This is a genomic window from Priestia megaterium (genome assembly GCF_009497655.1).
Classification (GTDB): domain Bacteria; phylum Bacillota; class Bacilli; order Bacillales; family Bacillaceae_H; genus Priestia; species Priestia zanthoxyli.
Genome location: NZ_CP023317.1, coordinates 2,763,151 through 2,778,133, shown reverse-complemented (window position 1 = coordinate 2,778,133; position 14,983 = coordinate 2,763,151). Strand labels below are relative to the sequence as shown.

General features: G+C 38.2%; 18 protein-coding genes. 11 read left to right on the top strand and 7 right to left on the bottom strand.

Annotated elements, in window-relative coordinates; genetic code table 11:
• Nucleotides 1-244: 244 nt before the first annotated feature.
• Complete coding sequence (locus CEQ83_RS14005) at nucleotides 245-2,278, top strand: Na+/H+ antiporter (protein WP_028412925.1); 2,034 nt, start codon at nucleotides 245-247, stop codon at nucleotides 2,276-2,278.
• Nucleotides 2,279-2,325: 47 nt separating this feature from the next.
• On the opposite strand, the gene CEQ83_RS14000 is transcribed toward CEQ83_RS14005, so the two are convergent.
• Complete coding sequence (locus CEQ83_RS14000; protein ID WP_153254067.1) at nucleotides 2,326-2,862, bottom strand: histidine phosphatase family protein; 537 nt, start codon at nucleotides 2,860-2,862, stop codon at nucleotides 2,326-2,328.
• A 263-nt stretch (nucleotides 2,863-3,125) separates the two neighbouring features.
• Here CEQ83_RS14000 and CEQ83_RS13995 point away from each other — a divergent pair, with 263 nt between their 5' ends.
• Nucleotides 3,126-4,007 (top strand): M23 family metallopeptidase, encoded by an 882-nt coding sequence (locus tag CEQ83_RS13995; RefSeq protein ID WP_155010056.1) that lies wholly within the window; start codon nucleotides 3,126-3,128, stop codon nucleotides 4,005-4,007.
• 29 nt (nucleotides 4,008-4,036) lie between these two features.
• On the opposite strand, the gene CEQ83_RS13990 is transcribed toward CEQ83_RS13995, so the two are convergent.
• Nucleotides 4,037-4,495: a hypothetical protein gene (locus CEQ83_RS13990; protein WP_098113156.1), complete on the bottom strand. Its 459-nt coding sequence runs from the start codon at nucleotides 4,493-4,495 to the stop codon at nucleotides 4,037-4,039.
• A gap of 211 nt (nucleotides 4,496-4,706) precedes the next feature.
• Here CEQ83_RS13990 and CEQ83_RS13985 point away from each other — a divergent pair, with 211 nt between their 5' ends.
• The 4 genes from CEQ83_RS13985 to CEQ83_RS13970 all read left to right on the top strand — a co-directional run bounded on the left by CEQ83_RS13985 (nucleotide 4,707) and on the right by CEQ83_RS13970 (nucleotide 7,632).
• Nucleotides 4,707-5,339 carry a GntR family transcriptional regulator gene (locus CEQ83_RS13985; RefSeq protein ID WP_223546119.1) on the top strand — a complete coding sequence of 211 codons (633 nt, stop codon included), beginning with the start codon at nucleotides 4,707-4,709 and terminating at the stop codon, nucleotides 5,337-5,339.
• Nucleotides 5,340-5,420: 81 nt separating this feature from the next.
• A complete protein-coding gene (locus CEQ83_RS13980; protein ID WP_155010058.1) occupies nucleotides 5,421-6,452 on the top strand; it encodes a zinc-dependent alcohol dehydrogenase in 1,032 nt (343 codons plus the stop codon).
• A complete protein-coding gene (locus CEQ83_RS13975; protein ID WP_013083640.1) occupies nucleotides 6,449-7,210 on the top strand; it encodes a glucose 1-dehydrogenase in 762 nt (253 codons plus the stop codon). Before CEQ83_RS13980 ends, CEQ83_RS13975 begins: the two co-directional genes overlap by 4 nt.
• A gap of 62 nt (nucleotides 7,211-7,272) precedes the next feature.
• A complete protein-coding gene (locus CEQ83_RS13970) occupies nucleotides 7,273-7,632 on the top strand; it encodes a hypothetical protein (RefSeq protein ID WP_155017333.1) in 360 nt (119 codons plus the stop codon).
• A 42-nt stretch (nucleotides 7,633-7,674) separates the two neighbouring features.
• Here the strand turns inward: CEQ83_RS13970 and CEQ83_RS13965 are convergent, their stop codons facing one another.
• Nucleotides 7,675-7,905 (bottom strand): hypothetical protein, encoded by a 231-nt coding sequence (locus CEQ83_RS13965; RefSeq protein ID WP_155017332.1) that lies wholly within the window; start codon nucleotides 7,903-7,905, stop codon nucleotides 7,675-7,677.
• 253 nt (nucleotides 7,906-8,158) lie between these two features.
• Between CEQ83_RS13965 and CEQ83_RS13960 the strand changes: the two genes are divergently transcribed.
• The gene (locus tag CEQ83_RS13960; protein ID WP_028412932.1) at nucleotides 8,159-8,671 is read left to right on the top strand and encodes a P-loop NTPase family protein; all 513 of its coding nucleotides are present in this window, start codon (nucleotides 8,159-8,161) and stop codon (nucleotides 8,669-8,671) included.
• 77 nt (nucleotides 8,672-8,748) lie between these two features.
• On the opposite strand, the gene CEQ83_RS13955 is transcribed toward CEQ83_RS13960, so the two are convergent.
• Together CEQ83_RS13955 and CEQ83_RS13950 are read right to left on the bottom strand one after the other, a co-directional pair.
• A complete protein-coding gene (locus CEQ83_RS13955; RefSeq protein ID WP_155017331.1) occupies nucleotides 8,749-9,420 on the bottom strand; it encodes a glyoxalase in 672 nt (223 codons plus the stop codon).
• Nucleotides 9,421-9,463: 43 nt separating this feature from the next.
• The gene (locus tag CEQ83_RS13950; protein WP_028412934.1) at nucleotides 9,464-9,868 is read right to left on the bottom strand and encodes a hypothetical protein; all 405 of its coding nucleotides are present in this window, start codon (nucleotides 9,866-9,868) and stop codon (nucleotides 9,464-9,466) included.
• A 129-nt stretch (nucleotides 9,869-9,997) separates the two neighbouring features.
• Here CEQ83_RS13950 and CEQ83_RS13945 point away from each other — a divergent pair, with 129 nt between their 5' ends.
• The 3 genes from CEQ83_RS13945 to CEQ83_RS13935 all read left to right on the top strand — a co-directional run bounded on the left by CEQ83_RS13945 (nucleotide 9,998) and on the right by CEQ83_RS13935 (nucleotide 12,499).
• A complete protein-coding gene (locus tag CEQ83_RS13945; protein WP_028412935.1) occupies nucleotides 9,998-11,230 on the top strand; it encodes an MFS transporter in 1,233 nt (410 codons plus the stop codon).
• On the top strand, nucleotides 11,227-11,676 hold the full coding sequence (locus CEQ83_RS13940) for a GNAT family N-acetyltransferase (protein ID WP_034327686.1): 450 nt from the start codon (nucleotides 11,227-11,229) through the stop codon (nucleotides 11,674-11,676). Before CEQ83_RS13945 ends, CEQ83_RS13940 begins: the two co-directional genes overlap by 4 nt.
• An 85-nt stretch (nucleotides 11,677-11,761) precedes the next feature.
• Nucleotides 11,762-12,499, top strand: a complete 738-nt coding sequence (locus CEQ83_RS13935) for a hypothetical protein (protein ID WP_028412936.1) — start codon at nucleotides 11,762-11,764, stop codon at nucleotides 12,497-12,499.
• A gap of 149 nt (nucleotides 12,500-12,648) precedes the next feature.
• Here CEQ83_RS13935 and CEQ83_RS13930 read toward each other — a convergent pair whose 3' ends face one another.
• On the bottom strand, nucleotides 12,649-13,560 hold the full coding sequence (locus CEQ83_RS13930) for a DMT family transporter (protein ID WP_028412937.1): 912 nt from the start codon (nucleotides 13,558-13,560) through the stop codon (nucleotides 12,649-12,651).
• A 167-nt stretch (nucleotides 13,561-13,727) separates the two neighbouring features.
• Complete coding sequence (locus CEQ83_RS27085; RefSeq protein WP_013057506.1) at nucleotides 13,728-13,874, bottom strand: hypothetical protein; 147 nt, start codon at nucleotides 13,872-13,874, stop codon at nucleotides 13,728-13,730.
• A 218-nt stretch (nucleotides 13,875-14,092) separates the two neighbouring features.
• Here CEQ83_RS27085 and CEQ83_RS13925 point away from each other — a divergent pair, with 218 nt between their 5' ends.
• Complete coding sequence (locus CEQ83_RS13925) at nucleotides 14,093-14,983, top strand: LysR family transcriptional regulator (RefSeq protein ID WP_098999488.1); 891 nt, start codon at nucleotides 14,093-14,095, stop codon at nucleotides 14,981-14,983.

Here is a 14,983-nt window from a genome sequence, read left to right as displayed (position 1 = left end):
GGATAAGGGAACACCTCCTTTATAAAAGTTTGATGAGCTGATTTATATGGTAAATAAAGAATATCATGTATACTGTTCCCTTAATCTCCGTAGAAATAAACTTATCGAAAAGAAAGAACACTTTTTAATAACCCGCAACATTTTTTGGCAGAAAAAGCGTAAACTAAACATTATAAAATGAACGAAAAGAGACAACGTGATACCTTTAAAGAGATGTAAATAGAAGTAGGAGTCGATTGTTTTTATGGAATTTTTTCTGACGATATTAGTCTTATTGGCTTTGATTGGTCTATCTAATATCATTAATCATTTTGTGCCATTTATTCCTGTTCCGTTAGTTCAAATAGCTTTGGGAGCAGGGCTTGCTATATTGCCATTTGGCGGAGATGTCCATTTGGAACCTGAATTATTTTTTATTTTATTTATTGCCCCGCTATTATTTAATGATGGGAAAAACGTGTCAAGAGCTGCTCTTTGGAAGCTTCGTACACCTATTTTATTACTAGCGCTGGGACTGGTTTTTGTAACGGTGGCAGTAGGGGGATATCTAATCAATTGGCTTATCCCTTCCATTCCGTTACCGGCGGCATTTGCACTAGCCGCTATTTTGTCCCCAACAGATGTAGTGGCAGTTGGAGCTATGGCGAGCCGAGTAAAGCTGCCTAAGCGAATTATGCATTTGCTTGAAGGGGAAGGACTGATGAATGATGCCTCTGGTCTTGTAGCGTTTCAAGTAGCAGTAGCTGCTACCGTAACGGGCGTTTTTTCAATCGTAGATGCTACATTTCAGTTCCTTTGGGTAGCGTTGGGCGGTTTGTTTGTAGGAGCATTTATCGCTTTTCTGATTATCAGACTGCGTGTACTTGTTCGACGTTTAGGAATGGAAGATATTACGATTCATATGTTAATACAAATTCTAACTCCATTTGTTGTCTTCTACATTGCTGAACACTTTCATTTATCGGGAATCTTGGCAGTTGTAGCAGGCGGCATTGTGCATGCGATTGAGCGCGACCGAGAGGAATCACCTAACCAGCAGCTTAAAGTGGTATCAAAAAGTACTTGGACGGTGATTTTATATTTGTTAAATGGCTTGGTTTTTGTGCTGCTTGGTCTGCAAATACCAAAAGTGGCGAAAGCAATTATTCAAGATCCAAACTTTAATAATGGACAAGTGCTTCTTTATATTTTGATTATTACTGTCTTTTTGCTTGTACTACGATTTATTTGGGTGATGGTATCATGGTCAGTAGGCTGGTATTACAAAAACAACAAGCATCTAAAACCTGAGCCTCGGTCTATTGGTATTATTACGGTTTCAGGTGTACGAGGAGCTGTTACGTTAGCCGGAGCGTTTTCGATTCCTTATACGCTTGATAACGGCAGTGATTTCCCGGAACGCTCTCTGATTATTTTTCTAGCAGCAGGCGTTATATTGTTAACCTTAGTTGCGGCAAGCATTCTTTTACCTGTTATTGCGAAAACAGAAAAGGCGCCGAAGAAGCCTGAGCGCAATACAAAAGAGGTTAAAGCACGCATTAAAGTGCACAAAGCTGCTATTCAGCGGTTAAAAAGAGAAATGACCGAGGAAAATCGTGGAGCAGCGCTTTCGTTAATTTCAACGTATAATACAACGATTAATAACATCATTGTTAAAACGCATCCTTTAGAAGCCTCTGAAAACAAACAGTATGAAGAAGAAATTCGATTGCTGGCTCTTCAGGCCAAGGGGAAATTGGTGGAAAAGCTATTAAAAGAGGAAAAAATAGACCGTGAGACAGCGTATATTTGTTTGGAACATACGCACAAGCTTGAAATGGCTGTAACCAATCGTGTAAGGTACAAATTATTGGTGAGCTGGATGAGGTTTAAAAAAGTTTTGCTATTACTAGTCCGAATTTTTTCACCGAATAAGCAGGCTTTAAGAAAACAAAGCCTGCGCAGAAGAAGTAAAGTGAACAAAGTACGTATTCAAATGATTGAAGAAGCGATAAAGGTCATTAAAGAAAACATGAACGAAGAAAATCGAATGATTTCACTTGCTATCATTAGTGAATACCATAGATCCATGGCAAGACTTAGAAAAGAGAGTACGGAGTATAATTCAGGCAAACGTAAAAAAGCAACGAGAGATTTATGTTATAAAGCGTTTCATACCGAGCGGGAAACGGTGCAAGAACTTTATGAAAAAGGAGAAATCACGCGTGAAATCGCTCATAATATCCGAAAAGATATCGCTTTGCGTGAAGCATTAACAATTGAAGAAAATGGTTATTAAAAAGTCGCAGAGAGTAGTCTCTGCGACTTTTTCTAATAAGCTTCATTCTATTGCTTTTCAAAAAGATAAAGCTTTCCGTTAACAGCAATATCAAACCGAGGCCCTTTAAAGCCGCGTTTTATAAGTTCTTTACGCATAAACTTCATAATGCCTCCGTGGCTGACAATCAGCAAATCATCTTCTGACTCGGAAATAGCGCGATCTAGCACTGCTGCTACTTTTCTCTTAGTCTCAGCCATATCTTTACGAGCTTGTTTGTTGATGAGTCCGGACATGCGAAACAGTAATGCCCAGAGAATAAAAGGAAGTTTGAATTTTACTGGAATAATAGGCATAGGTATTTCTCTAAGTTCCGGAAGGAGAGTGATCTCTTGTTTATAAATATGCTTTGCCGTTTTGTGTGCTCGCGGCATATCGCTTGAAAAACAGCGTTTCCATTCAATATTATTTAAATCAGTCTCCCCATACGTAATATCTGATTCATCATATTCCTGAAACCAAGCCACTAGTTCATCGGTGGATAAACGGTGGTTTTCTGGAAGCCCTTTGTTTACTTTGTAATGACGTACTAATGCTACTTTCATTGTGAAATCTCCTTAAAATTTAAGCGCCAAAAATACTTACTCGGCGCAGCTTGATTTTTTTATTTAACGTTATTTTCATCATGCTGCACCCCCTTTCAAATATTTGTAAAATAAGTATAAAATGGATTGAGAAAATTGTAAATACGGCATAGAAGAAGATTTTTAGATAGAATAATTGGAAAATGAAACCTTTTTATAAGATAAAACGTATTACTTATAGATAATTCAAACAAATTGAAATACATATAAAAGGGTGGATTACAATGATGGAGACAGAGAGAAAAGTAAATATCAGAGAAAAGTTTGGAACTTTATTTGCACAAGGGGATTTTCAGAAGCTTTATGATTGTGTAAGCGAAGAATTTAAACGTCAAGTTTCGCTTCAGCAATTTTTGGAGCAGAGCAAATTGTTTAATCAAGGAGAACAGTTCTACAGACTAGAAACAAATCTTTATTTAACTCCTCAAATTGAGCAGTTTATTTGGATAAATTCTACCCAGACAAAAGCCATCAGCGTTATATTTGATGAACATAACATTATACAAGCACTTGTGCTTGCTCCTATAGAATCATTTTCAGAGAGAGAGCGATGGAGTGCAAACAAATATACGATGCCGATTCAAAGTGAATGGTTTGTCTATTGGGGAGGAAAGCATGAGGTGTTAAACTATCACCATCCAGTCGAAAGCCAAAGGTATGCATATGATTTAGTCGTGCGAAAAGGAAAGAAAAGCTATAAAAATGATGGAATGAAAAACGAAGATTACTATGCCTATGGAAAAAAGGTTGTAGCACCGCTAAAAGGAGTTGTCGTTTCAGCAGCTGACGGCCAAGAAGACAATGAAATTGGGCACACGAATAAAGAAAATTCCTTAGGAAACTACGTTATTATTGAGCATGAAGGGAAAGAATACAGTGTGCTTGCACATTTGAAGAAAGGGTCGGTTTCTGTGAAAAAAGGAGACGTGGTTCGTAAAGGAACGCTGCTTGGAAGATGTGGAAATTCCGGGAATTCATCCGAACCTCACATTCATTTTCACGTCATGGATGCCTCTGACATCGAAACGTCAAAAAGTTTACGAATTCAGTTTCATGCGGCTATTGAACCGATTCGCGGAGATACAGTTATTCCATTTTTCTATTGATTAAAAGCCATAGCGTTTGCTGTGGCTTTTTATGCAGGGATTTCCTCAAATATAAAGTCAAGCAGCCGTTGAAACAAGTAAAGGATAATAGCTACGGTAGTCATGACAAGGAAAAGTCCAAAATGACTGATATCATACAAATTATAAAGTCCGATTTTAGCGAGAAAAGGAACAATAACATAACCATGAATCAAATCCAAAATAATGTTAACCATTATGTACAAGATAAACCCGGGATACGTAAGGTAAAAGACAAAGATCGTAATCACAATATGAAGGCAATAAATCGTTGCTCCCATGCTAGTAAGAAAAAATACGTTTTCTTGAACCGTCCACCAGTGCATTTTTTCCGCTACTTGATAGGCGATTGTCATCATTAATGCAGCAAACAACCCTACAGTAAAAAATCGTTTAACCCGCTGTTTATCAAGCAGCAGCAGTAAAAACCATGGAATAACAAGAATTCCCCATAATATAATTTGATTCATCCATCTTCCCACCTTTTATTTATCAGTAGTTCTTAGTGTAAGAAAGAATTGTAAAAATATACATTTCGCAAAGAAAACGTTTACAGTCAGGTTTCTTATCTATATACTAAATCTTGAATACTTGTATACAAGTTGGTTGAGGAAGTGATGACACATTAAAAGAGTAACCTACCCGGAAAGATGGCTTCGCGGAGCCTCGCTGGGAGAACAAGTGGTAAACAAATTAAGAATTCAAATTATGAGCGGCGAGCTGAAAAAAGGAACCATACTATCAGAAAATCAGCTCTCGTCAGAGTTTGGAATGAGTCGATCTCCTATCAGAGAAGCGCTGCGGATCCTTTCAAACGAAGGGCTCATTGATTTACAGCGAATGGGAGCAGTTGTTATTGGTTTAACAACTAGGGATTTAAACGAGCTGTACGATGTTCGTCTGCTTTTAGAACACTTTGTCTTAGAACGTTTATCTGAAGTCAACCATGATTCGCTTATTAAAAAGCTGGAGCAAAGCATTGATCAAATGAAGATGGCAGCTAAATACGATGACTATGTAGAGTTTGCTTATCAAGATTTGCGGTTTCATGAGCTCGTGATTATCGAAGCAGACCACAAGCGGATATTAAAATTGTGGGAAAGCATCCGTGAAATTATTTTAGCTGCTCTTTTAATTACGACTGAAAAAAGATTTCGAGATGATAAAGCAGCTGTGCTCCCACTGATTAAGCAGCATCATGAAATGATTAAGGCATTAAAGTCTCAAAATACAGAACGCATTCAAGATGAAGTGAAGCGTCACTTTGAAGACACGCGAAATACCATAACAGCTTCACTTTTGAATGAAGCATAAAAAAAGGGATGAAATATTCGAAATATTTTTGAATATTTTTCTCTTCAACTTGTCGACAAGTATACAAAAGGGGATGGAGAAATGAAAGCAGGTGTCTACGTTTCAGAAACAAAAGCCGTTATGCAGCAAAAAGCGAAACTGGTTATAAAAAAAGGAGAAGCGCTTGTAAAGGTATCTCATGCTGGAATTTGCGGAACGGATATGATGATTTATTTTGGAAAACACCCTAGAGCACAGGCGCCACTCACTATGGGACATGAATTCAGCGGAGTGATAGAGGAGATCCGAGGAGAAACGGAATTTTCTTTAGGTGACCGCGTAGCAGTTGAGCCTACGCTTAGCTGCGGAACGTGCGAAGCTTGTGTAAAAGGACAGTTTCACGTTTGTAAAAAGTTAAAACTAATCGGCATTGATCAAGATGGAGGTTTTGCGCAGTACGTGGCTGTTCCTGTGAACCGCCTTCACCTCTTGCCAGAGAAACTGTCTAGCGAGCATGCAGCCCTTGCAGAACCTGTAGCGGTTGCCGTACATACAGTGCGACGCTCGCGTTTGAAAGTAGGAGACCAAGCTGTCATTTTAGGGGCAGGACCTATTGGACTGCTAATCGGGATGATTGCGAAACGAGCAGGAGCAAAAAAAGTAATGATCTCAGATATTAGTTCTTATCGCTTAACTAAAGCGAAAGAACTTGGCTTTATACCAATTGATGCAGCGAAAAGAGACGTAGTAAAAGAAGTGCGTTTGCTTACGAATGAAGTCGGTGCAGACGTTGTATTTGAAGTAGCCGGAAATCAAATTACAGCAAAACAAATGGTTGAAACAAGCCGTATTCAAGGAGAGATTGTAGTGGTGAGCGTATACAAAAGCGCTCCAGAAGTAGATTTAGCAGCGATGCACTTTAAAGAAATTTCATTAACTACAACGAGATGTTATACAAGGGAAGATTTTCAGACGGCTATTGATTTACTGGCAAACGGTGAAATAGAAGCAGATTCTTTAATTTCTCATAAACTGCAGCTTGAAGATATTCAAGCGGGGTTTGAGTTTATGCAGCGGCCTGATGAATCACTTAAGGTTTTATTTGCACCAAACGGAGAGGAGAATGAACAATGACAGTAGATTTGTTTTCTTTAGATGGTAAAGTGGCAGCGATTACAGGAGCAACAAGAGGAATTGGAAGATCAATGGCGATTGCTTTGGCAGAAGCAGGTTCGGATATCGCTCTGCTGCAGAGATCAAAGGAATTTCTTGGAGTAAAAGAAGAAATTGAACGTCTGGGAAGAAAATGTTTTATTGTTAATTGTGATCTAGAAAACGCTTCTGAAGTAAGCGAAGCGATCTCATCGGTTGTTGCTTATTTTGGCAAGCTCGATATTTTAGTGAACAACGCGGGCATTCAAAGACGTTCACCCGCTGTAGACTTTGCAGAAGAAGATTGGGACGCTGTTATGAACGTTAATTTAAAAACCGTATGGTTGTTATGTCAGCAGGCGGGCCGCCAAATGCTTAAACAAGGAAGCGGAAAAATCATTAATATGGCATCTTTGCTTTCTTACCAAGGAGGTATTACCGTTCCAGCTTATGCCGCAGCAAAAGGCGGAGTTGCTCAGCTTACAAAGGCTTTATCTAATGAATGGGCAGCAAAAGGCGTAAATGTTAATGGAATTGTACCAGGGTACATTGCTACTGATATGAATGAAGCACTTATTAACGATGAAACGCGCAGCAGACAAATTATTGAACGTATTCCCGCAGGAAGATGGGGACAAGCAGATGATTTTAAGGGAGCGGTCGTCTTTTTAGCATCTGATGCGTCTGCTTATATTCACGGGCACTTGCTTGCCGTAGACGGAGGATGGCTAGGAAGATAACGCATGAACCAATAAATTTTTTCATATCATGAACAAACTCGATTAAAAGGGGCGTTCATGGTATGAAAGTGTGGGTATTGAATGTTGGTATTGCTGTCACAGTGCTGACAACTGCTTGGGCGGTGTATACAAAGCCTGAAGAGAAAGAGGTTTCGCTAGTTTCTTACAATCGGTTCTCCATAGCCGTCCCAAAAGAAAGCAGCGACTTTGAAAAAGAGTTAAAATCAGCTTTGACGCAGTATGGTTTTCAAGAGGTTAGAGTGCTGAATGACTATGCGGAAGCTCAAGTTCTCGTTCTTCTGCCCGCCGAACAACTTTCTTTCTATAAAAAGAAGGAGATTCAGCAAGTCGTAAATCAACTTGCCAAGCAGTATCACGTTAATCCTGATGTAGTTAATGTTCAGTTATATGAAAAAAAGTAAAAGCCTTTTAGAAAGGGGAATCCCCTCTATAAAAGGCTTTTTTTACTCTTTTTTCTTCTCTTGTTCAGCGAGCTCTTCTTGTCTTGTAAAATGTGATTTTCCTAACGCATACACAAAACTAAAAAACAAAGGAAGTAAAATAGTCAACAGCACAAGGCGAGTAAGCATATCGCCCAAGTCATTTCTCGTTAAGTAAATATTAATAGCTGCGATGACAATATAAATAAAAATCCCGAGGTTTCGTAAAAATCTCTTTAGCATAGATGCATTCATTTTTTTCACCTTACTTTTATATACTCACATTTAAGGTAAAGGAAACGATTAATAAAAGCAACCTATTTACTACAAAGCAAGAAGGAATACAGAAATTTATGATGAATGTTTATATGTTATCTGAAAATTATGTGAATAAAATTGCTAACATGAAGCTTCTTTATACAGCAGTCTGCTTTTAGTACACCGAGTCAGTATAAACAGTTGCCTTCTCTTCAATTAGCTTTATTTTCTAAAAAGGTAAGGTGATGAGATGAAAAGAGTGCTGGTAATGGGCGTTTCTCCAGGAGTAGGAAAGTCCACATTTGCCAAGAAATTAGGGAAAAAGCTTGATCTAGAAGTACATCATTTAGACAGCCTGTATTGGCAGCCGGGCTGGACGGAAAGAGACAATGATAGTTTTAGAGAATTGCAGGAGCACATTGTAAAAAAAGACAGCTGGATTATCGACGGGAACTACAGCAATTCGTATGACCTGCGAGTGAAGCGTGCAGATACCATTATTTATTTAGAGCTTCCGCTAATCGTTTGTGTGTACCGAGTGATAAAGCGGAGGATTGTATATGCAAGAAAAACGCGTGAAGATATGGCAAAAGGATGTCCTGAAAAAGTAGATTGGTCATTTTTTACATTTATTCTTACGACGTACAGAGAGCGGCAAAAAAAGATGAGAAAACGGTTTGAAAAGCTTAGAAACGATGAGGATTGCAAGGTTTTTATGCTGATGAACAGAAAGGACATCGAGAACTATATACAAAACCTATAGGTGGAGTAGAGCTGAATTTTGAACAAAAACAGCCACGTAACAAGTTCGCTTGTTACATGGCTTTATTGAAAAAACAATCATTCTTGCGTAATCTTCAGCATTCCTTTTTTATCTAACGCAACTGCTAGAGAATGATTAACCTTCACCGTTAATGGATGAACTTCAGAGTCTCGGTCCGAAAAAAACCACCGTCTTTTAGGCGCCCCTACAAGAAAAAACGCACTGCCGCTTCCTAAAAAGTTAAAGTTCTCGTTTAATGGCCTGTTGTTGCGCACGTTGATACCCGAGTTAATAAGCTGTGTCCCTACAGAGCGGACATGAGGCGTTGTCAAGTTGATTTCTCCTATGCTTAAAAGCGACTTAGAAGAAAAGGGGTCGTTGGATGGCGGGCAGTCTGAATGTCTTGAAATGTATTCAACAATATTATGAGCAGGATCTTTAAAATAAAACGAATGAGCATCAAATGCTTCAAAATAAATCTCATCTTTCTTCTCTTCTGTATTGAGGAAGACTCTTTGAGTAGCCCATTGTTTCGCTTCCATAAAGCGGTTTGCTGGAACATTAAAAGCAAAATGGTAAAAGGGCTTTGTATGTAGAGCACTTTCTTTAAAAATGAGCTCACTTTCACCAACTTTAATGGAAAAAGAACGCGGTGAAGCGGCGGTTAATGGGAAATTGAGGGAATTCACATAAAAAGCCTTCATTTCGTCCAGTAGATGAGTGTACAGGACAGCTTGATTAATCATCATAAACCATTCCTCCTCGTTTAAACGTTGTCTAAATCACATGGCATTAAACAGATGTTTCATTATCATCCCTTTGAACGCTGCTTTTCCAGTGAAGCTGAAAAGATCCTTTATGCTCAGAGCCTATAAAGTTAATACGATATCTTCTCGTTCTTTCGGGTGTTAGATAAAGAGAGTTATTAGTCATCTCAAAGAAACGTGTACGTCTTGGATCTTCTACATATAGAGAAAGGTCTCCACTTTTAGTGTTTTTAGATAGCCTGAAAACGTAGGTTACGCCTTTTTTGAGTTTAATGCTCCGAGAGTAGCGGCCTGTAAAGCTGTCATATTCTCCAAAGAAAACCTCACTTCGCTCTTTTTTTATTCTCCCGCCTACAATTTGATTTTCCTGGCCGTTAAAGTTAATAAGTAAAAAAGCAATAAGAACAATAAGAAAACTATATTTAAACATAAAAACCTCCATCTACTAAATTATAGATAGTTTTGGATTTCGTCAAATAGTGTTATAGTTTAAAAAAGGGAAAAATTAACAAAAAATATTATCCCTTTGTATGTTACGTCTAACGGAAAGGAGAAAAAATTGACTCAGCGTTTTTATTTTTTAGCAGCAAGTCAAGTAACCACAAATTTAGGTTTTGTTCTTTATACAATGGCCCTGACTTCCTATATAAATCAAAACACCGGTTCAACAGCTCTTGCATCAATGATTACGATGACGAGCTTACTTGCTCGCCTCCTTAGTGGTCTTAGCGTACCTTTACTAGCCGATACATATAAATCTATTCATATTATGCGGGCTGTACAGGTTATGCAAATAGGAATGCTCGCTGGATTGTATATGCTACTCACACAAGAATTTACAGTCACAGTACTAGCGATGTGTTTTGTCATTGTTGGGATCATTTCTTTTTTTAACGGTTTTTTTACTATTTTTAAAACGTCGGTTGTCCGTAGCTTAGTAAGTGATAGTCAAAGAATGCAGGCCAATAGTTTGCTTTCAACAATTGACCAAACCTTTCTATTTGCAGGGTGGTCCCTTGGTGGTTTCGTTTTGTCTTTAACAGGATTCACTTATTCTTTATGTATAACGGCAGGTCTTTTATTGTTCTCGTTTGTTTGCTTGCTGTTTATAAAAGAAGCTCATAGATACAAGCAGCCAGAAAAGCGAAGCGTGGCAAAGCTAATGGAAGGATGGCGCTTTTTATGGGTACATAAACGCATCAGAGCACTCGTTATAATGGACATAACTGAATCACTCGTTGGAACCATTTGGATTGGGGCTATTACTCTTTCTTTTGTGAAAGAAGTGCTTGGAAAAGGAGAAGTATGGTGGGGATATATAAACGGTGCGTATTATTTTGGAAGCATAGTCGGAGGAATTATTGTGTACCGAATGTCTTCTATGGTAAAAGGAAGGCTTTTGCTTCTTATGTTCGCAGGCTCAATTGGTTATGCTGTTTTAACCGGTTTTTACGGCTTAGTAACGAACCCGTATTTAGCTTTAGCACTTTTGGTAATGATGGGTCCTGCCTATCAGCTTCGAGACGCAGCGCAGGAAACCATTTATCAAAATGCCTGCAGCAGTTCGGTATTTCCTAAAGTAATAGCGGCAAAATCAACTCTTGTACAGGGTGCGTTTATTCTTTCTATCGCGTTTGTAGGGACAGTAGCGGACTTCTTTGGGGTGAGGTTTGTATATCTATTTTCAAGCTTCATATTGCTGTTAACGGCTCTAACAGGTATCGCCGTATTAGTGCATAATAAGCATTCTATCGAAACAAAATCATCTGCTGAACGGAGAGGGAATATATGAAAATCATCAGGCTAACGTATCTTATGGAGCAGGATATAAAAGAACTGCTAATGGAAAGTCAGCAGGAAGGTTTTGTCTTTCTTACAAAGCTAATAGCAGAATATAAAAATGCTCAAAACGTATTTAACAAAACAGGAGAAAGGCTGTGGGGAGTTTACGGTGAACAAAACGAATTAATAGCCGTAGCGGCCCTTAATCAAGACCCTTACAGTAAGTGTGCTAACGTTGGAAGAGTAAGAAGATTTTATGTTTCAGCTCAGTTTCGCAGAAAGGGTATAGGTAAACGACTTTTAAAAGAAATTATTCACTATGCAGAGAACTACTACGACAGCCTCGTTCTTTATACAGATACTGAGGAAGCGAAGTTATTTTATGAACGAACCGGTTTTAAACGCGTATATAATCAATATAAAATTACTCATGAATACAGTTTAAAAAGAGTCTAGCTGCTTTTTATACAGGTTTGGATATAAAACGAAAATATTGTCATTCGCTTAAATTAACAAATAAACGAAAGGAATGATTTGACGAATGAAAAAACGAACCGAGCGTGTTTATTTTCATGCTGCTATATTTATGCTGGTGGGAACGTTAGTAGGGTGTGCTGGAAACAAGGACGAAAAATCCATAGAAGAAACCACAAGTGAAATGAATATAAATTCCTCAGTAAAAGAAGCTACAGGCAAAACGGATGGAAGCCCCTCAACAAAAGAAGCTGCGAGTAAAACAGATGAAAGTTCCTCAAGCAGTGAGTCGAAGCAATCAGACAAAGCTGATAAAAATGACGCCTCTTCAGAAAAAGCTGTTGATGAAAATTCCGATAGCATTTCGTCTGGAAATAGTAATTCAAAGGTTAGTAAGAAGGAAGACAAAAAAACACTATCTAATTATTCGAGCAAACAAATTGAATATGCTCGAATTTGGTTACAGCTAGGACCAAATCAAGAGATAGATGAGCTAAATGTTCGCCACATTTCAGCCGGAGAATTAGTCAATATTTATGACGATACTAGTGCTAGCTATCCAAAAGACGTTGTTACATTAGAGGGTTCTCGTTCTGTTGATGGTTCAGTGACTTATAGTAGTAACGGAAATGGTACAATTAACGTGTACAACGTTCCTTCACATTGGTCCAGTTCTGCTCAGGTAGATAAGGGTTTTATGAAAAATTACACAGAGGATATTATTCAAAATACAAAGCTGGTTCACGTTGACCCAGGTGAGGATAAAAAAATCATAGAATTAATTAATATAATGAAGGTTCATTAATGAAACTAACAATCGTTTTATTCAATTAGATCAGTAAAATTTCATACGACTAACGCTCAGGTTTTTCCTGAGCGTTAGTCGTTGTCATCTATAGTGTGGATTTACTAGTAAAATAGCTTTTAGCAATTTCTCCGCATCCGTTACTCTTGTTAGTTTGCTTTTTTAAGTTTGAGAGCTGTTTTAGGAGCAGGGCTTTTTTTAACAATATACAAACCGCTAAAAATAATAAGTCCTCCAAGCAGCTGCATGGAATTGATGGTTTCTCCAATGGCTACAGCAGCAAAAACAACGGCAAATAAAGGAATAACATACATGTAAACCATTACTTTTGTAGATCCAATTTTTCCAATTCCTACATACCACATTACTAGTCCGTACACCGTCACGAACAAAACAGAGTATGCCAAAGAGCTCCAGCTGCCTACATCTGTTGGCCAGATAAGCGTTTGATAGGTGAAAAGACAGTAGACAGTAAGAGGAATAGCTCCGATCAAAGCAGACCAGGCAGTCACGCGCAAAGCAGAATATTTTACGACTAAAGGTTTTGCTAAAATCGGATACCAGCCCCACGCAACGGCCGCTACAATCCCCATGATATTTCCGAACCATGCAAGCTGCGACAGCGCATGACTAGAGTGACCAAACAGCAGTACAAACGCAGCCCCGAAAAAAGCAAGCACAGAGCCTAGCTGTGTTTTTAATGAAAAAGCTTCATGCTTATATAAGATAGCTAAGATTCCTGTGAAAATAGGAGACATCGAAATAAGTAAAGAAGCATTTGTAGCTGTCGTATACTTAACGGATACCATAAACAGCGTTTGATAGAGTGTAACGCCTACTATGCTGACCGCTATTAAACGTCCCCAGTCTTTTTTTTCGATCCGAATGCCTCGCTCTACTATTCCTGTAATAAGTAAAAGAATAGGAGCAACCATTATAAAACGCAGCGCGCTAAATTGAATGGAAGACATATGAGCAACTCCAAATTTTCCGATTGTATAATTGGCTCCCCAAATTAACGCAACGGATAATAATATCCATTCCAGCCAGCCTTTTTTCATGTCATCACCTCGTGTAAGTATAAAAAGTAAATAAGTGCGGATATCCTTAGTTACAAAGTATACAGGAAGAAATTATGTAAAAGGCCAGCCAATTCAGGTATTTTTATCTCATCCACTTGTTTATAATACAAACAAAAACGCAGCTGCAATGGCTGCGTTCATGACTGTTATCCACATTGTTCTATCTCATCTAATCGCACAAGTTCGACTTTAAAAGCATGATCAATCGGTCGAATTTCACAGTATCCTGAATCATATACGTGAATCAGTACAAAGCGTTTTCCTTTATATAGCACTTCTTTGTAGGCTGTCACGAGATACACCCTTTCTTTTCATAAGTTTGTTTTTCATTCTATGAACAAAAAACGACGTAATTGCCTAATATAAAAAGAATTTTTAAGGTTGATAAAATTGCTTGGCAAAACAAGTTCGCTTATACTGTACTGTGATTCTATTTACGTATAGGTTCTGATTAAGAACAGCTTTAGCATATGGATAACGAAACAAAACAGCAGTACATAAGGAGCAGCACATGGATATTAACTATTTATATACATTTAAAGAAGTAGCGAAGTGGGGGAGCTATACACGAACGGGCGAGGAATTAGGGTATGCTCAGTCAAGCGTTACCACTCATATAAAAAAATTAGAGGATCATTACGGTCAAAAACTATTTGAACGAACAGGACAAAAAATGAAGCTGACTCAGCCTGGTGAAGAATTGCTTTATTATGTGAATCAAGTAACCGAGTTATTAAATGAAGCAAAAGAGCGCCTTACTACGAATGAAGATGCTAGAGGAACAGTTTCAATAGGAACCGTGGAGTCGCTGGCCGCTTATTTTATTACACCGTATATTCGTGAATTAAAAAAGCAGCACCCTTCTCTAAAGATTATGCTAGAAGCGGGTTTATGTCCAAATTTAACACAAGGGATTATTGACGGAAAGTATGACGTAGCCGTTTTGCTTGATCGCCTTCAAACATCTTCAAGCTTACAAGTGATTCCTATTCGAAAAGAAAACATGGTTATGATTGCTTCGCCTTCTCATTTTTTTAGTGAAAAAAACAACGTTGTAATGGAAGAGTTTGAAGGAGAAACCATCATTTTAACCGAGAGCGGCTGCCCTTATCGTACGCTTTTAGAAGAGATGATGCGCAGCAGGGGTATTCATATGCAATCGGTGATTTCATTTAGCAGTCTTGAAGCAATTAAACAGTGCGTAGCGGATAATTTAGGTATTGCTCTTGTGCCAGAAATAGCGGTAAAACAAGAGATTGAAAATGGAAAACTGATTAAAATCCCGTTTGACCATGAAGAATTTTATCTTTATTCACAGCTCATATTCAAAAAGAAAAAATGGCTGACGGCACCCATTCAACACTTCATTTCACTTGTACAAGAAGGTTATCAAAAATATTGA

What these genes read in the sequence shown, in the direction of transcription:
- CEQ83_RS13925 (WP_098999488.1), top strand. Translation starts at nt 14,093, where the DNA reads ATGGATATTAACTATTTATATACATTTAAAGAAGTAGCGAAGTGGGGG.
- CEQ83_RS14005 (WP_028412925.1), top strand. Translation starts at nt 245, where the DNA reads ATGGAATTTTTTCTGACGATATTAGTCTTATTGGCTTTGATTGGTCTA.
- CEQ83_RS13950 (WP_028412934.1), bottom strand. Translation starts at nt 9,868, where the DNA reads ATGTTTAAATATAGTTTTCTTATTGTTCTTATTGCTTTTTTACTTATT.
- CEQ83_RS13930 (WP_028412937.1), bottom strand. Translation starts at nt 13,560, where the DNA reads ATGAAAAAAGGCTGGCTGGAATGGATATTATTATCCGTTGCGTTAATT.
- CEQ83_RS13970 (WP_155017333.1), top strand. Translation starts at nt 7,273, where the DNA reads ATGAAAGTGTGGGTATTGAATGTTGGTATTGCTGTCACAGTGCTGACA.
- CEQ83_RS13965 (WP_155017332.1), bottom strand. Translation starts at nt 7,905, where the DNA reads ATGAATGCATCTATGCTAAAGAGATTTTTACGAAACCTCGGGATTTTT.
- CEQ83_RS13975 (WP_013083640.1), top strand. Translation starts at nt 6,449, where the DNA reads ATGACAGTAGATTTGTTTTCTTTAGATGGTAAAGTGGCAGCGATTACA.
- CEQ83_RS13940 (WP_034327686.1), top strand. Translation starts at nt 11,227, where the DNA reads ATGAAAATCATCAGGCTAACGTATCTTATGGAGCAGGATATAAAAGAA.
- CEQ83_RS13960 (WP_028412932.1), top strand. Translation starts at nt 8,159, where the DNA reads ATGAAAAGAGTGCTGGTAATGGGCGTTTCTCCAGGAGTAGGAAAGTCC.
- CEQ83_RS13990 (WP_098113156.1), bottom strand. Translation starts at nt 4,495, where the DNA reads ATGAATCAAATTATATTATGGGGAATTCTTGTTATTCCATGGTTTTTA.
- CEQ83_RS13935 (WP_028412936.1), top strand. Translation starts at nt 11,762, where the DNA reads ATGAAAAAACGAACCGAGCGTGTTTATTTTCATGCTGCTATATTTATG.
- CEQ83_RS14000 (WP_153254067.1), bottom strand. Translation starts at nt 2,862, where the DNA reads ATGAAAGTAGCATTAGTACGTCATTACAAAGTAAACAAAGGGCTTCCA.
- CEQ83_RS13955 (WP_155017331.1), bottom strand. Translation starts at nt 9,420, where the DNA reads ATGATGATTAATCAAGCTGTCCTGTACACTCATCTACTGGACGAAATG.
- CEQ83_RS13980 (WP_155010058.1), top strand. Translation starts at nt 5,421, where the DNA reads ATGAAAGCAGGTGTCTACGTTTCAGAAACAAAAGCCGTTATGCAGCAA.
- CEQ83_RS13995 (WP_155010056.1), top strand. Translation starts at nt 3,126, where the DNA reads ATGATGGAGACAGAGAGAAAAGTAAATATCAGAGAAAAGTTTGGAACT.